Annotated in this window: 20 protein-coding genes; 7 read left to right on the forward strand and 13 right to left on the reverse strand. The window is 74.7% G+C overall.

Going from position 1 to position 22,466, the window contains the following annotated elements; translation table 11 throughout:
• Complete coding sequence (locus OG774_RS11620; protein ID WP_328309544.1) at positions 1–504, forward strand: MarR family winged helix-turn-helix transcriptional regulator; 504 nt, start codon at positions 1–3, stop codon at positions 502–504.
• Here the strand turns inward: OG774_RS11620 and cydC are convergent.
• The 3 genes from cydC to OG774_RS11635 form a co-directional block, all read right to left on the reverse strand.
• The gene (gene cydC / locus OG774_RS11625; protein ID WP_328309546.1) at positions 480–3,788 is read right to left on the reverse strand and encodes a thiol reductant ABC exporter subunit CydC; all 3,309 of its coding nucleotides are present in this window, start codon (positions 3,786–3,788) and stop codon (positions 480–482) included. The two genes, OG774_RS11620 and cydC, sit on opposite strands and share 25 nt — an antisense overlap.
• Positions 3,785–4,747 carry a cytochrome d ubiquinol oxidase subunit II gene (gene cydB / locus OG774_RS11630; protein ID WP_328309548.1) on the reverse strand — a complete coding sequence of 321 codons (963 nt, stop codon included), beginning with the start codon at positions 4,745–4,747 and terminating at the stop codon, positions 3,785–3,787. Before cydB ends, cydC begins: the two co-directional genes overlap by 4 nt.
• Before the next feature lie 86 nt (positions 4,748–4,833).
• The gene (locus OG774_RS11635) at positions 4,834–6,267 is read right to left on the reverse strand and encodes a cytochrome ubiquinol oxidase subunit I (RefSeq protein ID WP_328309550.1); all 1,434 of its coding nucleotides are present in this window, start codon (positions 6,265–6,267) and stop codon (positions 4,834–4,836) included.
• Positions 6,268–6,353: 86 nt separating this feature from the next.
• Between OG774_RS11635 and OG774_RS11640 the strand changes: the two genes are divergently transcribed.
• Positions 6,354–6,788 (forward strand): BlaI/MecI/CopY family transcriptional regulator, encoded by a 435-nt coding sequence (locus OG774_RS11640; RefSeq protein WP_328309552.1) that lies wholly within the window; start codon positions 6,354–6,356, stop codon positions 6,786–6,788.
• 67 nt (positions 6,789–6,855) lie between these two features.
• The gene (locus OG774_RS11645; protein ID WP_328309554.1) at positions 6,856–7,755 is read left to right on the forward strand and encodes a M56 family metallopeptidase; all 900 of its coding nucleotides are present in this window, start codon (positions 6,856–6,858) and stop codon (positions 7,753–7,755) included.
• 23 nt (positions 7,756–7,778) lie between these two features.
• Here the strand turns inward: OG774_RS11645 and meaB are convergent, their stop codons facing one another.
• Complete coding sequence (gene meaB, locus OG774_RS11650) at positions 7,779–8,732, reverse strand: methylmalonyl Co-A mutase-associated GTPase MeaB (RefSeq protein WP_328309556.1); 954 nt, start codon at positions 8,730–8,732, stop codon at positions 7,779–7,781.
• Positions 8,733–8,847: 115 nt separating this feature from the next.
• On the opposite strand from meaB, the gene mce reads away from it, so the two are divergent.
• The 3 genes from mce (at position 8,848) to OG774_RS11665 (ending at position 11,966) form a co-directional block, all read left to right on the forward strand.
• On the forward strand, positions 8,848–9,297 hold the full coding sequence (gene mce, locus OG774_RS11655; protein WP_328309558.1) for a methylmalonyl-CoA epimerase: 450 nt from the start codon (positions 8,848–8,850) through the stop codon (positions 9,295–9,297).
• A 115-nt stretch (positions 9,298–9,412) separates the two neighbouring features.
• A complete protein-coding gene (gene ccrA, locus OG774_RS11660) occupies positions 9,413–10,744 on the forward strand; it encodes a crotonyl-CoA carboxylase/reductase (RefSeq protein ID WP_328309560.1) in 1,332 nt (443 codons plus the stop codon).
• A gap of 64 nt (positions 10,745–10,808) precedes the next feature.
• Positions 10,809–11,966 (forward strand): DivIVA domain-containing protein, encoded by a 1,158-nt coding sequence (locus tag OG774_RS11665; RefSeq protein ID WP_328309562.1) that lies wholly within the window; start codon positions 10,809–10,811, stop codon positions 11,964–11,966.
• Positions 11,967–12,288: 322 nt separating this feature from the next.
• On the opposite strand, the gene OG774_RS11670 is transcribed toward OG774_RS11665, so the two are convergent.
• From OG774_RS11670 to nucS, 9 genes are all read right to left on the reverse strand, one after another.
• The gene (locus OG774_RS11670; protein ID WP_328309564.1) at positions 12,289–13,407 is read right to left on the reverse strand and encodes an IS110 family transposase; all 1,119 of its coding nucleotides are present in this window, start codon (positions 13,405–13,407) and stop codon (positions 12,289–12,291) included.
• Positions 13,408–13,495: 88 nt separating this feature from the next.
• Positions 13,496–13,774 (reverse strand): hypothetical protein, encoded by a 279-nt coding sequence (locus OG774_RS11675; RefSeq protein WP_328309566.1) that lies wholly within the window; start codon positions 13,772–13,774, stop codon positions 13,496–13,498.
• Positions 13,775–13,788: 14 nt separating this feature from the next.
• Positions 13,789–15,573 carry a 3-hydroxyacyl-CoA dehydrogenase family protein gene (locus tag OG774_RS11680; protein WP_328309568.1) on the reverse strand — a complete coding sequence of 595 codons (1,785 nt, stop codon included), beginning with the start codon at positions 15,571–15,573 and terminating at the stop codon, positions 13,789–13,791.
• A gap of 60 nt (positions 15,574–15,633) precedes the next feature.
• Positions 15,634–17,094 (reverse strand): DHA2 family efflux MFS transporter permease subunit, encoded by a 1,461-nt coding sequence (locus OG774_RS11685; RefSeq protein ID WP_328309570.1) that lies wholly within the window; start codon positions 17,092–17,094, stop codon positions 15,634–15,636.
• Positions 17,091–18,239, reverse strand: coding sequence for an MBL fold metallo-hydrolase (locus OG774_RS11690; protein ID WP_328309572.1), 1,149 nt, complete (start codon positions 18,237–18,239; stop codon positions 17,091–17,093). Before OG774_RS11690 ends, OG774_RS11685 begins: the two co-directional genes overlap by 4 nt.
• 48 nt (positions 18,240–18,287) lie before the next feature.
• Positions 18,288–19,091, reverse strand: coding sequence for an alpha/beta fold hydrolase (locus OG774_RS11695; RefSeq protein ID WP_328309574.1), 804 nt, complete (start codon positions 19,089–19,091; stop codon positions 18,288–18,290).
• Positions 19,092–19,107: 16 nt separating this feature from the next.
• Positions 19,108–20,616: an aldehyde dehydrogenase family protein gene (locus OG774_RS11700; RefSeq protein WP_328309576.1), complete on the reverse strand. Its 1,509-nt coding sequence runs from the start codon at positions 20,614–20,616 to the stop codon at positions 19,108–19,110.
• Positions 20,617–20,724: 108 nt separating this feature from the next.
• Entirely contained in the window at positions 20,725–21,216 is a 492-nt protein-coding gene (locus OG774_RS11705; RefSeq protein WP_328309578.1) for an HIT family protein, read from the reverse strand.
• A 5-nt stretch (positions 21,217–21,221) separates the two neighbouring features.
• A complete protein-coding gene (nucS, locus tag OG774_RS11710) occupies positions 21,222–21,881 on the reverse strand; it encodes an endonuclease NucS (protein WP_328309580.1) in 660 nt (219 codons plus the stop codon).
• Between the two features lie 94 nt (positions 21,882–21,975).
• On the opposite strand from nucS, the gene OG774_RS11715 reads away from it, so the two are divergent.
• Positions 21,976–22,461: an NUDIX hydrolase gene (locus OG774_RS11715; RefSeq protein WP_328310923.1), complete on the forward strand. Its 486-nt coding sequence runs from the start codon at positions 21,976–21,978 to the stop codon at positions 22,459–22,461.
• Positions 22,462–22,466: the final 5 nt, after the last annotated feature.

Here is a 22,466-nt window from a genome sequence, read left to right on the forward strand (position 1 = left end):
ATGACCGCGTCCGCACCGCTGCCGTTCGACCCGATCGCGCGGGCCGCGTCCCTCTGGAACGAGCGGATCGGCGAGCCGCGCGCGATGGCGGCGGTCACGAGCGTCATGCGCGTCCAGCAGATCCTGCAGCAGGCGGTCGACGCGGCCCTGCGTCCGCACGGCCTGACCTTCGCCCGTTACGAGGCGCTGGTGCTCCTGCGGTTCTCGCGGGCCGGGGCGCTGCCGATGCGGATCATGGGTGAGCGGCTGCAGCTGCACCCCACGTCGATCACGAACATCGTCGACCGTCTCCAGGGCTCCGGCCTCGTCGTCCGCCGGCCGCACCCGACGGACGGGCGCACCACGCTCGTGGAGATCACCGACGCCGGCCGCGATCTGTGCGCCGCGGCGACGGCGTCGGTCACGGCCGTCGACTTCGGGCTGGTCGGGCTCGACGAGGGCCAGACCGAGATGCTGACGAGCCTGCTGGCCAGCGTGCGTCACGCCGCGGGCGACTTCGCCTGAACGCTCCCCCAGACGGTCTGCAGCACCCCGTCCTCGAGACGGGCCACCTCGTCGACGAGGTCGAGACCCTCGCCCCGGTGGGCGAGCAGGACGACCGTGCGGTCCGCCGCCCCGTCGACGAGGTCGGCGACGAGGGCGCGGGCGGTGGCCGGGTCGAGGCCCTCGGTCGGCTCGTCGAGCACGAGCACGGCGGGGTCGACGAGCAGCGCCCGGGCGGCGGCGAGGCGACGGCGCTCGCCGCCGGAGATGCGCCCGCCGTCCAGCCAGGTGTCGAGGCCGTCGGGCAGGCCGGCGAACCAGTCGCCGAGCCGGACGCGGTGCAGGACGGCGACGAGGTCCGCGTCGGCGGCCGTCGGGGCCGCGAATCGCAGGTTCTCGCGCAGGGTCGTCGCGAAGACGTGGTCGTGCTCGCCGACGAGGGCGACCGCGCGCCGCCAGGCGTCGCCGGGCACGGCGGCGGCGTCCACCCCGCCGAGCGTCATGCTCCCGGCCGCCGGGTCGAGCAGGCGCGTGAGCACCGCGGCGAGCGTCGACTTGCCCGAGCCCGAGGCGCCCGTGATGCCGACGCGGTGGCCGGCGGGGAGGTCGAGGGCGAGGTGGCGCAGGGCAGGCACGGGTCCCCAGCCGGCGGTGACGTCGCGGAGCACCAGGCGTCCTCGGCGCGGGGCGTCCACCGGGTGCTCGGGCTCGCTCGCCGGTGGGGTCGGCGCGCTCAAGGCGGCGAGCCGGGTGCGGGCGCCTCGCCCGCGGACCACGGCGGCGGCCGCCGCGGGGAGCGCGAGGACGGTCTCGCCGAGCGCCAGCGGGGCGAGCACCGCGACCGCGGCGAGCTCCGGGGACACCGCCGCCGGGGCGGCGAGGGCCGCGCCGATCGCGGCGGCGCCGAGGCCGAGCTGCGCGAGCGCGGCGGCGACGGCCCCACCGGCGGCGTCGCCCCGGCGCGCCCGGGCGAGCGCGGCCGCCCGCGCGCGGGGCACGGCGCGCAACGCCTCGGGGCCGCGGGCGGCGAGCTCGTCGCGAGCGGCGTGGGTCTCGACCACCGCTGCGCGCACGTCGTCGGTGCCGCGCTCGACCGCGGGCCCGTGGCGGCGCGCCAGCCCCGCGGCGACCAGGGGCGCGCCGATCACCGCGAGCGCCAGCCCCGGCAGGAGCGCGCCGGCCACGCCCGGCCCGATCAGGGTCGCCGCGCCGAGGAGCACGGGCAGGGCGAGGGCGGCCACGGCGAGCGGCAGCACGCCGCGCACGAGGCCGTCGAGGCGCACGTCGACGTCGTCGGTGACCCGGGCGAGCAGGTGGCCCCGACGGCCGGCGACCGCGCCGGGCACGCGCTCGGCGAGCGCCGCGACGACGTCCCGGCGCCAGCGCACCATCCGGCCGAGGCCGTCGGCGTGCGCCGCGACCCGCTCGAGGTGGCGCAGCAGCGGGCGCGCGATGGCGAAGCCCCGCACGGCGACGACCGCGATCGACAGGGTGAGGATCGGCGGCTGACCCGCGGCCCGCGCGATCAGCCACGCCGCCGACGCCGTCAGCGCCACCCCAGCGAGCGCTGCCCCGGCACCGAGCGCGATCGCGCGCGGGAGCCCACGCCGAGATGAGGCAGCGAGGGACGCCTCACCTGCGGCCGGAGCAGCGAGGGCGTCCCTCGCTCCTCCGGGGCCCGCGACGCGCGCCGCAGCGAGGGACGCCTCGCCTGCGTGGCAGGCAGCGAGGGCGTCCCTCGCTCCCACAGCCCCCGCGCCCGCCAGGTCGACCACGCGGTCGGCGGCGCGGCGCAGGGCGTCACGGTGGGCGACGGCGAGCACGAGGGCCCCCGCCTGCGCCAGGGCCCGCAGCTCGGCCACGACGGCCTGCTCGCTCGCGGCGTCGAGGTGCGCCGTGGGCTCGTCGAGCAGGACGACGGTGCCGGCGGGGTCGGTGGCGGCCTCGCCGAGCACCCGGGCGAGGGCCAGTCGGCGGCGCTGCCCCGAGGACAGCGAGCGGCCGGCCTCGGCGAGGGGTGCCGCGGGGTCCAGGTCGAGGCCCAGGCGCCGCAGCTGGGCCGGCGACCCCGCGCCCAGCGCCTCGCCCACCGTCGCGGCGTGCGGGAGCTGCGGATGCTGGCCGAGCACGACGAGGCGCCCGCGCACCTCCACTCGGCCCTCGACCGACGCGGCGTCGTCGAGCGTGCCGGCCAGCGCGCGCAGCAGCGTCGTCTTGCCGACGCCCGAGGGCCCGGCGACGACGAGCAGCTCGCCCCCGGTGCCGTCGAGACGGGCGAGCGACGGGGTCGCCGCGACACGCCCCGGGTGCCGGACGACCAGGTCCCGCACGGCCACGCGCGCACGACCTTCCGACACCGACCGCTCGAGCGCCACCGAGGACGACGCGAGCACCGCGTCCCGCTCGTCCAGCACCGCCGTCGCCCGCGCGGTGTCGTGGAAGCGCGCGCCGGCCTCGCGTACGGGGCGGTGGGCCTCGCCCGCGAGCAGGATCGCGACGAGGGCGGGGTAGAGCGCCATCGTGCCCTCGACCAGGCGCACACCGGCCCCGACCGCGACGAGCCCCACCGACAGCGTCCCGAGCAGCTCCAGGGCCGTCGAGGACAGGAAGGCCACCCGCAGCACCCGCACCGACGCCTCACGGTGCCGCTCACCGAGCGCGGCGACGGAGTCGACGGCCCGCCGCCCCCGCCCGAACAGGCGCAGCGTGGCGAGGCCGGAGACGGTGTCGAGGAAGTGCCCGGCCAGCCGCTCGCCGGCCGCCCACTCGCGGCGCGCCCGGGCCCGCGCGGCCCACCCCAGCAGCACCGCGAACACCGGCACCAACGGCAGCGTCGCGGCCACGACCAGCGCGGACGTCGGGTCGGCGAGCGCGAGCACCACCAGCACCGCCGGCGGCAGCACCACCGCGAGCACGAGCGCGGGCAGCGTCGCGGTGAACCACCCGCGCAGCGCGTCGACGCCGTGCCCGGCGAGCCCCACGACGGCGGGCGCGTCGTCGTGGCCGAGGCGGTCGAGCAACCGCTCACGCTCGCGCTCGACCACCTGTTCCCCCGTGCGCGCCGCGAGCCACGGCTCGAGCCAGGCCAGCAGCGCGCGCACGACCACCACACCGGCGAGCACGGCGATCGCGCCGCGCGGGACGCCCTCGGTGCCCGTCACCAGCGCCGTGACGACCGTGGCCGCCGCCAGCGCCGCCGCCACGGTCCCGGCCGCCTGCGCGACCCCCACGAGCACCAGCCCGGTCACGCCGGGCCACGCCCCACGGGCGAGCGTCAGCAGCCGCGGATCCACGGGGCCCCTCACGTCGCCACCCGCTCACTGGCCACGCGCCGGCGGAACACCCAGTACGAGAACGCCTGGTAGGCCACGACGCCGGGCAGCACGAGCACCGCGGCGATCGTGATCAGCCGCAGCGCGCCGGGGCTCGCGGCCGCCCCGGCGACGGTCAGCGAGAACGCCGGGTCCAGGGTGCTCGGCAGCACCACGGGCAGGTGCGCGGCGAGCACCGCGACGACGCCGCCGGCCACGGCCACCGAGGTCGTCGCGAACGCCAGCACCTCGCGCCGAGCGGCCACCAGGACGGCCAGCACCCCGACGGCCACCAGCCCGAGGGGCGCGACCACCGCGACCAGCACCGCCACCGGCACCAGCGCCCCGAGCGCCGCCACCCGCGCCCGCGCCCGCAGCGGGCCCGTGGTGCGCAGGCCCAGGAACGTCGCCCCCTGCACCAGCGCGACGGCGAGACCGAGCGCCGCGCCCAGCAGCGCGGGCGTCGACACCAGCGGCGCCACCGAGCGCCCGAGGCCCGACCCGACGACCTCCCCGTCCGCGCCGAGCGCGAGACCGGTCGCGAGGACGCCGAGCACCGCGCCCCACAGGGCCGCGACCAGCAGCGACGAACCCGCGAGCACGGCGTCGCACGCCGCGCGCCACCGTGCGGTGCCGCCCTTGGACCGGAACTCCAGAGCCACCCCGCGCGCGGCCAGCGCGAGCAGGATCAGCACGAACGGCAGGTAGAGCCCGCTCATCAGCGCGGCGTACCAGTCGGGGAACGCGGCGAACGTGACGCCGACCGCGGCCACGAGCCACACCTCGTTGCCGTCCCAGACCGGGCCGATCGTCGTCACCCCGGCGCCGCGCTCGTGGTCGTCGCGACCCAGCGCGCCCGCGAGCACCCCGACGCCGAAGTCGAAGCCCTCGAGCACGAAGAACAGCACCCAGCAGGTGACCGCCAGGGCGAACCACAGGGTGGGGAGGTCCATCGCGGGCACCTTTCAGTTGCGCGCCGGAGGTCGCAGGACAGCGCGACGGAGGAGCGCTGACGTGCGCATCTCCTTGGCGCGACGGACTAGTAGGACGGGACGAGGGGACGGTCGGGCTCGACGGCCGCTGCGGGCTCATCGGGCTCGTCGGAGGCGGTGCGGGCCACCCGCAGCACGAGCCGCACCCAGACGACGGCCAGCAGGCCGTAGACCGCGGCGAACCCGGCCAGCGAGGCGACGATCTCGACGGGAGTCAGCCCGGGCGAGACCCCGTCGGCGGTGCGGAACAGGCCGAAGACGAGCCAGGGCTGGCGGGCCGTCTCGGTGAACAGCCAGCCGGCGGTCGCGGCGAGGGCAGGCAGGACCGGGACGACCCAGAGCCCGCGCAGCAACCAGCGGTCCACCAGCGCGAACAGCCCACGGTCACCGGGCGAAAGGTCCCGCCCCCGGCGCATCCGCCACAGGACCCAGGCCGCGACGATCGTCGCCACCACCCCGAAACCGATCATGAAGCGGAAGCTCCAGTAGGCCATCGGCACCACGGGGACGTAGTCGCCGGGCCCGAACTGCGCGACGTACTGGGCCTGCAGGTCGTCGATGCCCTGGACGGTCGCCGTCGGGTCGCCCGTCGCGAGGAACGAGAGCAGCCAGGGCACGTCGAGCGAGAAGAACGGCTCCTCGTCCCCCGGCGCGCCCACGGCGAACAGCGAGAACGGGGCCCCCGCCTGCGTGGCGTAGAGCGCCTCCGCGGCCGCCATCTTCATCGGCTGCACACTGGTCATCACCTTGCCCAGCAGGTCGCCGGTGAGCGCGACGGCCGTTCCCGAGACCAGCGTCGTCCAGGCGCCGACGCGCACGAGCAGGCGCCACTGCCCGGTGGCGTCGCCCCCGGCCGAGCGCCAGCGCCGGAACCCCCCGATCGCCAGCAGCAGCGCCCCGCCGCCGAGGAAGGCGCCGGCGATCGTGTGCGGGAAGGCGGCGAGGACGACCTGGTTGGTCAGCAGGTCGGTGAAGTCGCCGAGGCGGGCCCGGCCGGTGACCGGGTCGAGCGTGTAGGCCACCGGGTTCTGCATGAAGGCGTTGGCCGCGAGGATCACGTACGCCGAGATCAGGGTGCCGACGGCGACGATCCAGATCGTCGCCAGGTGCAGGGCGGGGCGCAGCCGGTCGGCCCCGAACCACCACAGCCCCAGGAACGTGGCCTCGAGGAAGAACGCGAGCATCCCCTCGATCGCCAGCGTCGGACCGAAGACGTCGCCGTAGAAGCGGGCGAAGTCCGACCACGAGAGCCCGAACTGGAACTCCTGCACCAGCCCGGTGACGATCCCGACCGCGAACGTGATCATGAGCAGCTTGCCCGCGACCAGCGTCAACCGCTGCCAGCGCGGGTCCTTGCTGCGGTACGCGAACGTCTGCAGCAGCGCCGTCAGCGTCGCCAGCGAGATCGACAGTGGGACGAACAGGTAGTGGTACACGGTCACGACCGCGAACTGCAGTCGGGACAGCTCCAGTGCGGTCATGACGACCTCCCACCTACGACACGACGTCGTATCTACGACCAAGCGTAGTACGACGGGTTGCGTTGGCAAGGGGATTCACGGTTAGGATGAGTGTCGTGGCCCTCGGTGAGCTGGAGCGCGCAGTGATGGGGCAGTTGTGGGCGGCTCCCGGCCCCCTGACCGTGCGTGAGGTGCACGACAGGCTCGAACGGGAGCTCGCCTACACGACGGTGATGACGGTGCTCGGGCGCCTCGCGAAGAAGGGCGTCGTCCGGCAGGAGCGTGACGGCAAGGCCTACCGCTACGCCGCGGCGTCCACCCGCGAGCAGCTGACGGCCTCGCTCATGCTCGACGCCCTGGGCGACGTCGGCGACGACCGCACGGCCGCCCTCGTGGCCTTTGTCGACCGTGTGGGCCCGGAGGAGGCCGCCGCCCTGCGCGCGGCCCTGCAGACCGGGCCGGCCCCGGCCGCCGAGATGCCGGCGATGCCGCAGGTGCCCCAACCACGCGTCGACGGGGACGAACGCGCCGCCGACTCGTGATCGCGGGCGCACACTGATGGTCCGGCGCTGCTGCGCTCCGTGTCCTCCGGGCCCAGACTGACCGACCATGGCCTCGGTGTGGCTGGCCGTGCTCGCCCTCGTGCTGGCCGGCCCCGTCCCCTCTGCGCTGGCCCGCGCCCGCTGGCCGGCGCGGGTGCCGCGTGCCGCGATCGTGCTGTGGCAGGCCGTCGCGCTCGCGGCCGTGCTCGCCGCCGTGGGCAGCGCGCTCGCCGCGCCCGAGGAGCTGCTGCGCGCCCTCGGCCCGCAGCAGCGCACCGGCACCCCGCTGCTGGTCGCCGTCGCCGTCGCCGCGACCATCGCCGGGCTGATCGTCCTGCGCCTGGCCGTCGTCCTCGTCCTGCTGGGCGTGCGCACCCGGCGGCGCCGCGCCCGGCACCGGGACATGCTCGACCTGCTCGACCGCGCCGAGCGCAGCGCCACGGTCGGCAGCCCCGGGGCGCGCGCCGTGCTGCGCGTGCTCGACGGCGCCGTGCCCTTCGCCTACTGCGTGCCCGGGCGCGCCCCCCGCGTGGTGGTCACCGAGGCGGCGCTCGACACCCTCGCGCCCGAGGAGCTGCGCGCCGTGCTCGCCCACGAGCAGGCCCACCTCGACGCGCGCCACGACCTCGTCCGCGAGAGCTTCGTCGCCCTCCACCAGGCGTTCCCCGTGCTCGTGCGCAGCCGGCAGGCCCGCGACGCCGTGGGCCTGCTGCTCGAGATGCTCGCCGACGACGCCGCCCGTGCGAGGTCCTCGGACACCGCGATGGCCGGCGCGCTCGAGGCGTTCGTCGTCACCGGCGACACCGAGGTCGCCGCCAGGCTCGAGCGTGTGCGGACCCTGCGCTGCGGCGACCGCCGCCTCGCCACCGGCGTCTACCTCACGGCGGCTGCGGTGGTCGTCGTGCCGACGGTCGCCGTCGTCATCCCCTGGCTCTCCGCGGCGCTCCCGGCCGCGGGCCTGCAGTGACGGGCCCCCAGGTCCTCAGGTCCTCAGGTCCGCACCGACGCCACGACCTCGTCCGCGGCGGCGTAGGGGTCGAGCTCGCCGGCGACCACGCGCTCGGCGAGGGCCGGCAGCGTCGCCGAGCCCGACAGGTCCCGGATGCGCGTCCGCAGGTCGGCCAGGGCGATGACCTCGATCTCGGCGCGGGCCCGGCGGCGGGGGCCCTCGGCGAGGAGGTCGTGGTCGACCGCCCAGGTGCGGTGCCGGTCGAGCGCGGCGACGAGCTCGTCGATCCCCTGCCCCGACGCGGCCACGGTGCGCACCACGGGCGGGCGCCAGGACGGGCCGTCGACCTCGCGGCGGTTCAGCGAGATCATGTGCTGGAGCTCCTGCACGGTGGCGTCCGCGCCGTCCCGGTCCGCCTTGTTGACCACGAACACGTCCGCCACCTCGAGGATCCCGGCCTTGGCCGCCTGGACGGAGTCCCCCATCCCGGGGGCCAGGAGCACGACCGTCGTGTCGGCCAGGGCCACGACCTCCACCTCGGACTGGCCCACCCCCACCGTCTCGACCAGGATCACGTCGCACCCGGCGGCGTCGAGGACGCGCAGGGCCTGCGGCGTCGCGGCCGCCAGACCACCCAGATGGCCGCGGGTGGCCATCGATCGGATGAACACACCCGGGTCCGTCGCGTGCTCACCCATCCGGACCCGATCGCCGAGCAGCGCGCCACCCGAGAACGGCGAGCTGGGGTCGACCGCGAGCACGCCGACCCGCCGGTCGTCGGCCCGCAGGGCGGAGACCAGCGCGGACGTCGTCGTCGACTTCCCGACGCCCGGAGAGCCGGTCAGGCCCACCACACGGGCGCGCCCGGTGTGCGGGGCGAGGGCGGCGGCCAGGTCCCGGAGTCGGGGACTGCCGTCCTCGACCAGCGAGATCAGCCGGCCCACCGCCCGCGGAGTGCCCTCGCGGGCGTCGGCCACCAGACGGTCCAGATCCACGGCGCGCCACGTTACCCACCGCGACCGGACCGCATCGCCGGACGCAGCTTGGGAAATCAAGCGTGCGCTGCGTCACGGGGTCGGCAGTTCGATTCAGATGGTTAGGGTGCGCGCCATGCCATCCGACGACCTGAGCGCGAGCGGGATCACGACGATCGATCACGTGGGCATCGCCGTCGCCGACCTCGACGCTGCGATCGCCTGGTACGCCGAGAACCTCGGGCTCGTCGCGACCCACCAGGAGGTCAACGAGGAACAGGGGGTGCGCGAGGCGATGCTCCACGCGCCCGGCGACGACGCGGGCCCGGCGGTGCAGCTGCTGGCGCCGGCGAACGAGTCGTCGACGATCGCGAAGTTCCTGGACCGCAACGGCCCCGGGCTCCAGCAGGTGGCCTACCGCGTCACCGACGTCGAGGCCAGCGCCGCGGCGTTGCGGGAGAAGGGGCTGCGCCTGCTCTACGACGCCCCGCGCCGCGGCACCGCGGGCTCCCGCGTCAACTTCGTCCACCCCAAGGACGCCGGCGGCGTCCTCGTCGAGCTCGTCGAGCCCGCGGCCGAGCACTGAGCAGTCGAACACTGACCAGCCGACCACCGAGCCACCGACCCGCTCACACCCCGGTCCCCAGAAACGTTACCCACCGGTAGCCTGCGGCGACCGCACACATCCGGAGGCAACAACCGTGCAGGACATCCGCGACGCCATCCTCGCCGACGACACCGCCGCCCTCGCCGGTCTGTCGGTCCCCGAGTCCTACCGGGGCATCACCGTCCACGCCGACGAGGCCGACATGTTCGAGGGGATGGCCTCGCGCGAGAAGGACCCGCGCAAGTCGCTGCACCTCGACGAGGTGCCGACGCCCGAGGTCGCGCCCGGTGAGGCCCTCGTCGCCGTGATGGCGAGCGCGATCAACTACAACACCGTGTGGACCTCGATCTTCGAGCCGGTGTCCACCTTCGGCTTCCTCAAGCGCTACGGCCGCATCTCCGAGCTGGCCAAGCGCCACGACCTGCCGTACCACGTCGTCGGCTCCGACCTCTCCGGCGTGGTCCTCAAGGTCGGCGCGGGCGTGCAGATGTGGAAGCCGGGCGACAAGGTCGTCGCGCACTGCCTCTCGGTGGAACTCGAGAGCCCCGCGGGCCACGACGACACGATGATGGACCCGGAGCAGCGCATCTGGGGCTTCGAGACGAACTTCGGCGGCCTCGCCGACGTCGCGCTGGTGAAGACCAACCAGCTGATGCCGAAGCCGGAGCACCTCACCTGGGAGGAGTCCGCGTCCCCCGGCCTGGTGAACTCCACGGCGTACCGCCAGCTGGTCAGCCCCCACGGCGCCAACATGACCCAGGGCGACGTCGTCCTGATCTGGGGCGCGTCGGGCGGCCTCGGCTCCTACGCCACCCAGTTCGCCCTCAACGGCGGCGCGACCCCGGTCTGCGTCGTCTCCAGCCCCGAGAAGGCCGAGCTCTGCCGCAAGATGGGCGCCGAGCTGATCATCGACCGCTCCGCCGAGGGCTACAAGTTCTGGTCCGACCCCGAGACCCAGGACCCGCGCGAGTGGAAGCGGTTCGGCTCGAAGATTCGTGAGCTGACCGGTGGCGACGACCCGGACATCGTCTTCGAGCACCCGGGCCGCGAGACCTTCGGCGCCTCGGTCTACGTCGCCAAGCGCGGCGGCACGATCGTCACCTGCGCCTCCACGTCGGGCTTCATGCACCAGTACGACAACCGCTACCTGTGGATGAACCTCAAGCGGATCATCGGGTCGCACTTCGCGAACTACAAGGAGGCCTACCTGGCGAACCGCCTGGTGGCCCAGGGGAAGATCCACCCGACGGTGTCGAAGACCTACGCGCTGGAGGAGACCGGCGAGGCGGCCAACGACGTCCACCACAACAACCACCAGGGCAAGGTCGGCGTCCTCTGCCTCGCCCCCGAGGAGGGCCTCGGCGTCACGGACACCGAGAAGCGCGCGCGGCACGAGTCCTCGATCAACCGCTTCCGCGGGGAGTGAGGACCATCCGTTCGGGCTCACCCGTACGTGGAGCGGCCCCCGCGCCGCCGGTACCGTGACCCGCATGCCGTCCGACGAGCACGAGCTGTTGCCGCTGGGGACCGGCTTCGACGTCGTGCGCCGCGGATACGACCGCGGCCAGGTCGAGGAGCACCTCGACCGCGTCGAGGCCGACCTGCGGATCCTCACCGCCGACCGCGACGCCGCGGTGGCCCAGGCCACCGAGCTCGCCCGCGCGCTGGACCACCACCGCGCCTACGTGGAGGACCTGCGGGCCCAGGTCGACCGGCTCTCCGCGCCGCCGGACACCATGGAGGGGCTCTCGGAGCGCCTCCAGCGCATGCTGCGCCTGGCCCAGGACGAGACCCGTGCGATGCGCGACGACGCCGCCGAGGCGGCGCGCAGCGTGCGGGCGGACGCCGACGAGTACGCCCGGCGCAAGACCGGCGAGGCGGACGAGCACGCGCGCACCGTCGTCGCCGGTGCCGAGGACCGCGCCCGCCGCACGGTCGAGCAGGCCGAGGAGCAGGCCCGCGCCACGGTGCAGGACGCCGAGGAGCAGGCCCGCGAAACGCTCGACGAGGCCCGCCGGCAGGCCCGCGAGCTGCACGAGCGGGCCGAGGCGGACGCCGAGCGGGCGCGCACCCGCTACGACGAGGGCCTCGCCGAGAACGACCGGCGCCGCCGGGCGATGGAGGACGAGCACCGCGTGCTCATGGACGGGGCGCGGGCCGAGGCCGCGCGTCTGCGCGCCGAGTCCGAGCAGGAGCGCGACCGCCTCGACGCCGAGGGCCGGGCGACCCGCGAGCAGGTCGAGACCGACTTCTCGGTGGCCATGGCCGCCCGTCGCCGCGAGGCGATGCGCCAGCTCGAGGCCGACGAGCAGGCCTCGAAGGAGCGCGCCGAGAAGTACGCGCAGGACGCCGCCGAGGAGGCCCGCCGCCGGCTGCGCGAGGCCGACGTCGAGGTCGCCGAGATGCGGCGCCTGCGTGACCGCGTGGGTGGGCAGCTGGCCACCCTGCGCGCCGCCCTGGGTGCCCTGCCCACCGTCGACGCGTTCCCCGACGAGGGCGCCACCGAGCAGCGTCCGGTCCTGCCCGACCCGCCGGCCTCCCCCGCGCGTCCCTCACCGACCCCGCACGGCGAGGCCGGCAACGGGCACGGCGGTGACCTCGGCGGGGCCCAGGCGCCCGAGCAGCGCACGGGCGCGCCCTCGCGCTAGCTGATATGGAGGGCACTTCTGTCAAGTAGGCAGGGGTGGTGGGCCCTCGATGGGAGGCATCGTGGCTGGTTAGGGCGTTGTGGGTCCGGCGGGGCCGGGTGGGTTGGAGGCGTGCCGGCTCGACGCGCGGTCTGGCTGATATGCGCGGGTTGGTTACCGCATGACCGGGTGTTCGTCGGGAGCGTTCCGCGGGTCTAGGGGCGAGCGTCGCCCCGCTCGATGAGGGTCGGGCGGAGCTGCTCATAGCTAACTCGCGGGTCGCTCCTCGCGCTGCCTGCATCCGCACCCGGCGCCCGCCGGGGCTTGTGGGGGCGGCCGCGTGTCAGGCGGCCGCGTGATGCTGGTGCTCGTCGAGCGGGTCCTGGTCGAGCACTGCGAGGCTCCAGCACCAGCCGGCGAGCTCACGAGCGACGGCGACCACCGACACCGTCGGGCGCTTGCGGCGCTGCTCGAGACGGCACCAGCGTTGGTGCAGGCGGCGGTTGCCGGCCTCGGCGCGCGCCCGCACCCCGGCGGGCTGACCGTCGGCGCGCCGGGCTCGTTCCCGGCTGGGACGCAGCGGGCGCCGGTGGTGCCAGGCGGCTTCGACCAGCAGCCGGCGGGCGTGGGCGTTGCCGGTCTTGGTGATCGGGCCCTGGACCCGTCGGGCCCCGGAGGAGAACTCTGAGGGCACGAGCCCGAGGTAGGAGCCGATGGTCGAGCCGGTGAAGCGGTGCCAGTCGGCGACCTCGACGCAGAGCCCGACCGCGGTCAGCGTGGAGACCCCGCGCAGGCAGCGCAGCCGTCCCACCGGCCCGGCCAACGCCGGGTCGGTCCCGGCCATCTCTTCGATCGCGGTGTCGAGCCGGTCGCGGCGGGCGTGCACGCTGAACACTGCATCGAGGGCTTCGTCGAAGGCCAGCTGCACCCCGCGCCGGTCGAAGTGCTGGCGGCGCAGCCAGTCGGTGTGCTCGCCGGTCCACGCGCTGCGGTCCCAGACGATGCCCTGGCGCAGCAGCAGCTTGGAGAGCCGGTGCCGCGCACGCATCAGATCGCCGCGGGCGTCTTCGCGGGCGCGCACCAGGTCCCGGGCGGCTTCCTCGGCCTCACTGGGGACCCGCACCGCGGGCAGCTCCCCGATACGCAGCAGCCGCGCCAGGCGTTCGGCGTCGCGGCGATCGGTCTTGACCTTGTCTCCGGCCGGGCGTTCCAGCTTCGAGGGCGCGACCACCTCGCAGCGCACCCCGGCCGCGGCCAGCGCCCGGGCCAGGCCGAACCCGGTCGGGCCGGCCTCATAGGTCACCGCCACCGGCCCCGGCAGTGCCATGACCCAATCGACGATCGCTTCGGTCTGCGGTGCCACCCGCTGGGTGCGGATCTCGCATGCCTCGTCGTCGATCGCGCACCCCACGACCGAACGAGCATGGACGTCCAGACCGACCCACGTACGCTCTGCCAACACCCGGCGCCTCCCGTAATTGCGGCACCGTCACCGAGTGCGACGGCGACCCGCGCCAACTTACGAGCGAGGCGCCGGGCCTCCATACGGGCTAGCCGGAACGCCCGCGCCCCCGGCGCCAGCACCCGGTGTGCCAGTGCCGGCGCTCGACGTTGTCGTCGTCCTCGACCTCGTCGGCGGGCCACGCCACCACGTGCGGCGTCCCGGGCACGATCTCTTGATGGCAGCCCGGACAGCGGTAGGTCTTGGTCGCGGCCGTCCCGCTGATCGAGCGCACCCGCCAGCCGTCCTCCTCGCGCACCCAGCCGCCCCGCAGCGGCGGAGGTGCCGGTGCGGGGCGGGCGGGGTGGCGACGCGAGCGGCGGGCCATCGGGCGCGGGAGACCTACTTCTTCTGGTAGTCCCGGAAGCCCTGGCCGGTCTTGCGGCCCAGGCGGCCGGCGGTGACGAGGTGCTCGAGCAGCGGCGCCGGGGCGAATCCGGGCACGCGGAACTCCAGGTAGAGCGACCGCTCGATCGCGAGCGACACGTCCAGGCCCACGACGTCGAGCAGCGCGAACGGGCCCATCGGCAGGCCACAGCCGTTCTTCATGGCCGAGTCGATGTCGTCGGCGGTGGCGTAGTTCGCCTCGAGCATCGCCGTCGCGTCGTTGAGGTACGGGAAGAGCAGCGCGTTGACGATGAACCCGGCGCGGTCGCCGCAGAGCACCGGGTGCTTGCCGATCTTCGCCGTGACCGCCCGCACGGTCGACGTCACGTCCGGCGAGGTCGTGATCGGGCTGACGATCTCGACCAGCTTCATCACCGACGCCGGGTTGAAGAAGTGCATGCCGATGACGTCGTCGGGGCGCTGGGTCGCCGCCGCGCACTCGACCACCGGCAGCGACGAGGTGGTGGTGGCGAGGATCGCGCCGGGCTTGCAGACGTCGTCGAGGGCCCCGAAGACGGCCTGCTTGACCTCGAGGTCCTCGGCGACGGCCTCGACGACGAGGTCGGCGCCGGCGAGGTCGTCGAACCTCGTCGTGGGGCGGACGCGGGCGAGGGTCTCGTCGCGCGCGGACTCCTCGAGCTTGCCCTTGACGACGGCCTTGTCCAGCGACTTGCGGATGCCGGCGACGACGCCCTCGCCCTTGGCCTCGGTGCGCGCGCGGACGACGACGTCGTAACCGGCCTTGGCGAACACCTCGGCGATGCCGGTGGCCATCGTGCCGGTGCCGACGACGCCGACCGTCGAGATCGAGCGCTGGTCGCCGGGCTCCTGGCCGGGCGGGGGCGGGGTCAGCGAGTCCGCGACGACCTCGGGCGACCCGGGGGCGGCGTAGGTGTAGAAGCCGCGCCCGGACTTCCGACCCAGCAGACCGGCGGTGATCATCTGCTTGAGGATCGGGGCCGGCGCGTGGCGCTGGTTGCGCGACTGCTTGTACATCGTGTCGAGGATTTCGTAGGCCGTGTCGAGGCCGATGAGGTCCATCAGCGCGAGCGGGCCCATCGGGTAGCCGCAGCCGAAGCGCATGGCCGCGTCGAGGTCCTCGCGCCCGGCGTAGTGGGCCTCGAACATGCCCACGGCCTGGTTGAGGTAGGTGAAGAGCAGGTTGTTGGCGATGAACCCGGCGCGGTCGCCGCACACCACCGGGCTCTTGCCGAGCTTCACGGCCAGGCCGGTGACGTCGGAGAGCACCTCGGGGTCGGTGACGACCGTGCGCACGACCTCGACCAGCGCCTGCACGGGCGCGGGGTTGAAGAAGTGCATGCCGACGACCTGGTGCGGCCGCTCGGTGCGCACCGACAGCTCGGTGATCGACAGCGACGAGGTGTTGGACGCGAAGATCGTCTCCGGGCCGCACACCTTGTCCAGCGCGCCGAACACCTCGGCCTTGAGCTCGAGACGCTCGGGGACGGCCTCGACCACGAGGTCGGCGTCGGCGAGGTCGTCGAGGTTGGTGGTGACGCGTACGCGGGAGAGCAGCGCCTCGCGGTCCTCGACGGCGAGCTTGGAGCGGTCCACGGCCCGCTGGGTCGAGGCCTCGAGGGTCTCGCGGCCGCGGTCCGCGGCGGCGGCCTCGACCTCGACGGCGACCACCTCGATCCCCGCGCGGGCGAACACCTCGACGATGCCCGCCCCCATGGTGCCGAGACCGACCACTCCCACCCGGGCGAATTCGCGCGCCACGTCAGACCTTCCTGCCGACGGTCATTGTCCGGGCGCGATCCTGCCATGCGTGGCGGCGTCTCACCCCGACCCGAGGGATGGGTCTCTACTCGCGGGTAGCTTGACCGTTCCGGTAGCCAAGGGCGTGTCGCGCCGGGCCAGCAGGATCGCCCCGACCAGCGCGGCGAGGGCGAACGCGACCGCCGCGACCCAGAACCCGGCGGCGATCCCGGCCGGGGCGGCGGTCTGCCCCGGCGTCTCCCCGTCGGCCGCGATCACCACGGCGCCGATCACCGCGATGCCGAGCGTGCCGCCGAGCTGGCGGACGGTCTGGACCACCCCGGAGGCCTGGGTGCGCTCGCCCACGCCGACACGGGCGAGCGCGTCGGTGTTGGTCGGGGACAGCGTCAGCCCGAGCCCGATACCGACCAGGGCCATCCCGGGGGTCTGGAGGACGTAGTCGAGGCCCGGCAGCGCGAGCAGCCAGAGGACGGTCCCGACCGCGCAGAGGACCAGCCCGGTGAGCACCGGACCGCGGACGCCGGCGCGGTCGAACCAGCGACCCCCGAGCTGGGCGGCCACGGTCAGCGGCAGGATCAGCGGCAGGACGGCGAGCCCGGCCTGCATGGGCCCGAAGCCGAGCAGTTCCTGCAGGTAGATCGAGCTGTAGAGCACCAGGCCGAGCAGCCCGAACTGCACGAACCCCATGACGGCGGCGTCACCGGTGAAGGCTCGGTCGGTGAACAGCCGGACGTGGATCAGCGGGTCGGTCGCCCGCACCTGGCGCACGACGAACCAGCCCGTGGCCGCGATACCACCGACGACCAGGGCCAGGACCAGCGGCGACGAGAGGCCGTCGGTGCCCGCGAGCTGGATGCCGAACGTCGTCGCGGCGAGGCCCGCCACGACGAGCACCACGTCGAGGGGCCGGATGCGGGTGCCCGCGACGCGAGCAGCGGGGACCGGCGCGATCGCCACGAGCACCAGCGTCGCGATCCCGACCGGCACGTTGAGGAAGAACACGGCGCGCCAGGACACGTACTCGGTGAGCAGCCCGCCGATGAGCGGCCCGAGCGCCACGAAGATCTGGCTGATGCCCGCGAAGATCGCCATCGCGCGCCCGCGCTCCCCCGGGCCGAACGAGGCGATGACGATCGCGCCCGACACCGGCACCATCAGCGCCGCGCCCGCCCCCTGCAACGTCCGGCAGGCGATGATCGTGGCCTCGCCGAGCTCCCCCGCCGGGGCGAGCCCGCAGCCCACCGAGGCGAGGAAGAACAGCGTCACCCCGGACCGGAACGCGCGCCGCGGCCCGAGCAGGTCCGCGGCCTTGCCCCCGAGGGCGACCAGCGCCGCGAGGGCGAGCACGTAGGCGTTGACCACCCACTGCTGGCCGGCCGCGTCCAGCGACAGGTCGCGCCCCATCGTCGGCAGGGCGACCGACACCACCGTCTGGTCGAGCATGATCATCGACAGCGAGCCGGTCATCGCGATGAGGACCAGCCACCGCTTGGGCGACCCCTCGGTCACGGGTGTCGTCACTTGTCGCGCCCCCGCAGCTTCCAGCCGACCATCGCGGCCACGGCGAGGAGCAGGGCGAGACCGTGGGGCATCCCGGCGACCGGCTCGGGATCGGTCCGGTCGGGGCGTGACCACGGGTGGTCGTCGCGACCGCGGTCGGGCCGCAGACCGAGCTCGGCGAGCACGTTCACCGCCATCATCCCGGTGAACACGGGGTTCGGGTTCGGCCCGCCACCGCCGACCTCGGAGATCTTCCGGGTGAAGTCGTCGAGGAACCGGTGCGGATCGACCGGCTCGTGGCCGGCCGTGACGTGGAGGGCGGCGTCCTGCAGGGCGACGCCCTGGTCGACGAGCTCGTCGAGGTGGGCGACGGCCTCGTCACCGCGCCGGACGGCGGCGTCGTGGGCCTGGGTCACGATCGACACCGCGCCCTCGGCCACGGCGGTGGCGACGGCGCCGAGCACCGTGTGCAGCTTGAGCTGGTCGGCGTCGGGCATCGCCCCGCAGCCGCCGTTGGCCTCGTCGCCGAGGTGCACGAGCCCGGCATCGCGCAGGTGGACGACGACGTGGCCCGCGGTGTGCCCCTGGCTGCGCAGCACCCGGACCGCGCCGTCGCCGAACGACCAGCCCGTCATCCGCGCCGAGCCGAGCGTCAGGCGCTCGAGCGGGCGCTCCTCGTAGGCCCGTGTCGTCGCGCCGAACGGGTGCAGCGGCTGGAACAGCGAGACGATCTTCTTTGCCGACAGCGCCGGGGGTGCCGGCAGCGGCGCGACGCCCGCGATCCGGTCGAAGGCGTGCTCCCAGTAGGTGACCGGGTCGCGCATCTGTTCGAGGTCGCGCGCCGGGACCCAGTGCTCCACCGGCACGCCGCGCTCGGCGGCGAGCTCGTCGACGAGGTCGTTGTTGCCGACGTGGTCCGTGTGGCCGTGCGTGGTGAGCAGCAGCAGCCGCGACCAGGGCCCGACCCGGTCGACCGCCGTGCGCAGGGCGGCCCGGAAGGCCTCCGTCACGCCCGTGTCGACGAGGACCAGGTACTCCCCCGCCCGGTGCACGAGCGCGTGGCCGACGTCCGGCTGCTCGTGGGCGACGTCGAGCTCCTGGCCGATCACGAGGACGGTGCGGTCGTCGATCTCGACGAGGTCGCCGAGGGTGTGCTCGCCGGGCATCGCGGTCCTCTCCGGGGCGGCCGTCCGACCGTCTCCGGACAAGCATCGCTACTCGGGCACCCGGTGTTCCAGTCCTGCACCCGTCCGGGGTGCGAGGACGAGCCGCGCGACCTCCTCGGGTCGCTGCAGCGGGACGAGGTGACGGGCCCCGGCGAGGACGTGCAGGGCGCCGGACGGCACCGCGTCGGCGATCAGGGTCATGTGCTCCGGCGGCGACACCCCGTCGAGCTCGGCGGCCACGACGTCGACCGGCACCGGGATGCCCGCCAGATCCCCGAGGTCGTCGAAGGTGCCGATCATCTCCAGGGCCTCCGCCCACCGCTGTGGGTCGGCGGACCGCAGCCGGCGGCGCACGGTGGCGGCGACGCCGTCGGGCTCCGCGCGCTCGGCGTCGGTGAACCACCGCCCGAGCATGCTCTCGAGGTCCGCCCCACCCGCGCGCAGCGTGGCGGCGAGGGCCGTGAACGGCGGGAACGGCGAGGCCCGCGTGCACAGCAGCGACAGCCGGGCGACGCGGTCCGGGTGGTCGACCGCGACCCGCTGCGCGGTCTCGCCGCCCCAAGAGTGGCCGACGACGTGGGCCTCCGTCATGTCGAGGTGGTCGAGCACGGCGACGACGTCCGCGGCGAGGCGGCGGTAGTCGGCCACCGGTACCGCCGCGGCGACACCGTGGCCGCGGGCGTCGAAGCGCACCACGCGCCGGCCGGCGAGCAGGGGCAGGAGGGGATCCCACGCGTCGGCGTCGAACGGTGTGCCGTGCAGGAGGACGAGCGGCACGGCGTCGCCGCTCGTGGTGCCGTCGTCCAGGACCCGCGTCCGGAAGCCCGGCGCGAGGTCGGTCAGGTGCTCCACGGCGGGAGCATGCCCGTCAGTGCCGCCTGCCGTACAGCACGCTGACCAGCCCGGCGAGGACCTTCACGACCCAGCCCGGACGGTCGAAGGTCATGACGTTGACGCTGCGGAAGCGGCGCTCGGAGATCGCCAGCGGCCGGGTGAACTCGCGCAGCCCGTCGACGCCGTGGATGCGCCCGAAGCCGGAGTCGCCCACGCCGCCGAAGGGCAGCGACGGGATGCCCGCGAAGGCGATGACCCCGTTCACCGACACCATGCCGGCGCGCAGCCGGCGGGCGACCTCGTGGCCGCGGGCCTTGGCGAACACCGATGCGCCCAGGCCGTAGCGCGAGGCGTTGGCGCGGTCGACGGCCTCGTCGATGTCGCGGACGCGGTTGACCACCACGGTCGGCCCGAAGGTCTCGTCGGTGATCGCGGAGGAGTCCTCGGGTACGTCGGCGAGCACCACGGGCTCGACGTAGGGCGCGCGCACGGAGTCGCGCCCGCCGACCACGGCCCGCCCGCCCCGGGACACCGCGTCGTCGATCTGGCCGGAGATGACGCCGAGCTGCGAGGGCATGGTGATCGGCCCGTAGTGGGCGTCCGGCGCCCCGCCGGGCGCGATGGTGGCGGCGCGGGCGGCGACCCGGTCGAGGAGGTTCTCGGCCACCGCGTCGACGACGTAGACCCGTTCGACGCCCACACAGGTCTGGCCCGCGTTGGACATCGCGCCCCACACGACGGCCGCGGCCGCGTCGTCGAGGTCGGCGTCGGCGTCCACGAGCAGGGCGTCCTTGCCGCCGCACTCGACGAGCACCGGCGTCAGCGTCTCGGCGCAGGTGGCCATGACCTTCTTCGCGGTGGCCGTCGACCCGGTGAACGCGAGCTTGTCGACGCCGGCGCGGCACAGCGCGGCCCCGGTCTCGCCCTCGCCCGTGATCAGCTGGAACACCGCGTCCTCGCCGACGGCCTCGGCGAAGCTGTCGACCAGCCACTTCCCGACACCCGGGGTGAGCTCGCTGGGCTTGAACACCACGGTGTTGCCCGCGGCCAGCGCGTAGACGATCGAGCCCATCGGCGTGAAGACCGGGTAGTTCCAGGGGCCGAGCACGCCGACCACGCCCATCGGCGGGTACTCGACGCTGGCCTTGTGGTTGACCATCAGCAGGCCGGCCGCCGCGTTGCGCGGGCCGAGCACCTTGGCGGCGTTCTTGGCCGCCCAGTGCAGGTGGTCGAGCGCGAGGATGCCCTCGATCCGGGCGTCGTCGAGCGGCTTGCCGGTCTCCCGGCTGACCACGGCGGCGAGCTCGTCGCGCCGGCGGTCGAGCAGCTGGCGCCAGGCCGCGAGCTTGCGGGCCCGGCCGTCGAACCCGAGGTCGTTCCACCACCGCGACGCCCGCCGCGCCCGCGCGACGACCTCGCCGACCTGCTCGGGCGTGTGGCGCGGGTAGCTGGCGATCACCTGGCCGTTGCGGGGATCCAGGGAGTCGAAGGTGTCCGGCTGCTCGCTCGCGGGGACCGACACCGCGTCGCGGGTGCTCGTCATGGCGCGAATCTACGCACCGGTAGCCGTCAGGCGCGACCGTTTGAGCCATGTCAGCGGAGTGCCGTCGCAGACACCCAGTGTCCGTACCGCCACGCACTCGATCCGCGCTCAGGTCAGGGCGGCGCGGATCTGCTCGGCGGTGGCGTCGAGGCGCGTCCGCTCCGGACGGGTCCAGGCAGCCAGGAGGCGCAGCCCGTCACCGCGCCGGCGCGGGATGACGTGCAGGTGGACGTGCCACACCGTCTGCCAGGCGACCGCGCCGTCGGCGAGCAGGAGGTTGACGCCGTCGGCGAGGCCCGCAGCCCGCAGGCCCGCCGCGACGCGCGCCGCGAGCGACCACAACGCGGCGCCGTCGACGTCCTCGACGTCGGCGAGGTGCGCGGCGTGCGCCCGGGGCACGACGAGCACGTGGCCCGGGACGAGGGGCTGCAGGTCCAGGAACGCGACGGCACGGTCGGAGGACGCCACGACGCTCGCCGCGCCGCGCCCGTCGACAATGCGGCAGAAGACGCACTCGCCGTCGACCTCGGCGGGCAGGTGCTCCCGCAGACGGCGCCGTCCCAGGCGCCGGGCGAGCGCGCGCGAGAGACGGCCACCCACGGGCGTCAGAACAGCCGGAACTCGTCCACGACGGCCCCACGCAGGGCGTCGTAGTCGAGCGTGACGCAGCGGATGCCGCGGTCGTTCGCGAGCACCTTCGCCTGCGGCTTGATCTGCTGCGCCGCGAAGATGCCGGCCACCGGGGCGAGCAGCGGGTCGCGGTTGAGCAGCTCGAGGTAGCGGGTCAGCTGCTCCACGCCGTCGATCTCGCCGCGGCGCTTGATCTCCACGGCGACGGAACCCCCGTCGGCGTCGCGGCAGAGCAGGTCGACCGGCCCGATCGCGGTGGGGTACTCGCGCCGGACCAGCGTCCACCCGTCCCCCAGCGTCGTGACGTGCTGGGCGAGCAGCTGCTGGAGGTGCGCCTCGACGCCGTCCTTCACCAGCCCCGGGTCGACGCCGAGCTCGTGGGACGAGTCGTGCTGGATCTCCTCGAGGGTGATCGTCAGCGTCTCGTCGGCCTTGTTCTTGACGGTCCACACGCCGGGCTCCTCCACGAGCCAGCACGGCGGACTCATCCAGTTCAGCGGCTTGTAGGCGCGGTCGTCGGCGTGGACGCTGACCGATCCGTCCGCCTTGACCAGCAGCAGCCGCAACGCGCTCGGCAGGTGCGCGGTCAGGCGGCCGTCGTAGTCGACCGTGCATCGGGCGATGACGAGGCGCACGCCCCGAACACTAGGAGACGGCCGACGTGGATCATCCCGGGGTGTGGAGCACCCCGTCACGACGAGCACCCGCGAGGTCTACGCCAACCCCTGGATGACGCTGCGCGAGGACACGTTCCGCCGCGCGGACGGGGCGGGAGGTGTCTACGGGGTGGTCGACAAGCCCGACTACGCGCTGGTCGTGGCCCTCGACGGCGACCGGCTGGCCATGGTCGAGCAGTACCGCTACCCGCTGGGTCTACGGCGCTGGGAGTTCCCGCAGGGCACCGCGCCCGATCGCGCGGCGATGCCCGCCCCGGAGCTCGCCGCCCGCGAGCTCCGCGAGGAGACCGGCCTGACCGCGGCCACGTGGACGTACCTGGGCCTGCTCGACGTCGCTCCCGGGCTGTCGTCCCAGCGCGGGCGGGCCTACCTCGCCACCGACCTCACCGCCGGCGAGCCGGCCCGCGAGGACACCGAGGCCGACATGCGCTTCGCCTGGGTCCCGCGCGCCGAGTTCGAGCGCCGGGCCCGCGACGGCGAGGTCACCGACGCCCAGACCCTCGCCGCCTACGCCCTCCTGTTGCTCCGTTCGCTCTAGACCCC

Origin of the sequence: Actinomycetospora sp. NBC_00405 (assembly GCF_036044095.1) — a bacterium.
Taxonomy (GTDB): Bacteria; Actinomycetota; Actinomycetes; order Mycobacteriales; family Pseudonocardiaceae; genus Actinomycetospora; species Actinomycetospora callitridis.

Excerpts from the sequence above, each read along its gene's own strand:
- cydB (WP_328309548.1), bottom strand. The coding sequence starts at position 4,747 with ATGGACCTCCCCACCCTGTGGTTCGCCCTGGCGGTCACCTGCTGGGTG.
- OG774_RS11665 (WP_328309562.1), top strand. The coding sequence starts at position 10,809 with ATGCCGTCCGACGAGCACGAGCTGTTGCCGCTGGGGACCGGCTTCGAC.
- OG774_RS11640 (WP_328309552.1), top strand. The coding sequence starts at position 6,354 with ATGAGTGTCGTGGCCCTCGGTGAGCTGGAGCGCGCAGTGATGGGGCAG.
- OG774_RS11675 (WP_328309566.1), bottom strand. The coding sequence starts at position 13,774 with ATGGCCCGCCGCTCGCGTCGCCACCCCGCCCGCCCCGCACCGGCACCT.
- OG774_RS11715 (WP_328310923.1), top strand. The coding sequence starts at position 21,976 with ATGACGCTGCGCGAGGACACGTTCCGCCGCGCGGACGGGGCGGGAGGT.
- OG774_RS11635 (WP_328309550.1), bottom strand. The coding sequence starts at position 6,267 with ATGACCGCACTGGAGCTGTCCCGACTGCAGTTCGCGGTCGTGACCGTG.
- mce (WP_328309558.1), top strand. The coding sequence starts at position 8,848 with ATGCCATCCGACGACCTGAGCGCGAGCGGGATCACGACGATCGATCAC.
- OG774_RS11620 (WP_328309544.1), top strand. The coding sequence starts at position 1 with ATGACCGCGTCCGCACCGCTGCCGTTCGACCCGATCGCGCGGGCCGCG.
- OG774_RS11645 (WP_328309554.1), top strand. The coding sequence starts at position 6,856 with ATGGCCTCGGTGTGGCTGGCCGTGCTCGCCCTCGTGCTGGCCGGCCCC.
- OG774_RS11690 (WP_328309572.1), bottom strand. The coding sequence starts at position 18,239 with ATGCCCGGCGAGCACACCCTCGGCGACCTCGTCGAGATCGACGACCGC.
- OG774_RS11700 (WP_328309576.1), bottom strand. The coding sequence starts at position 20,616 with ATGACGAGCACCCGCGACGCGGTGTCGGTCCCCGCGAGCGAGCAGCCG.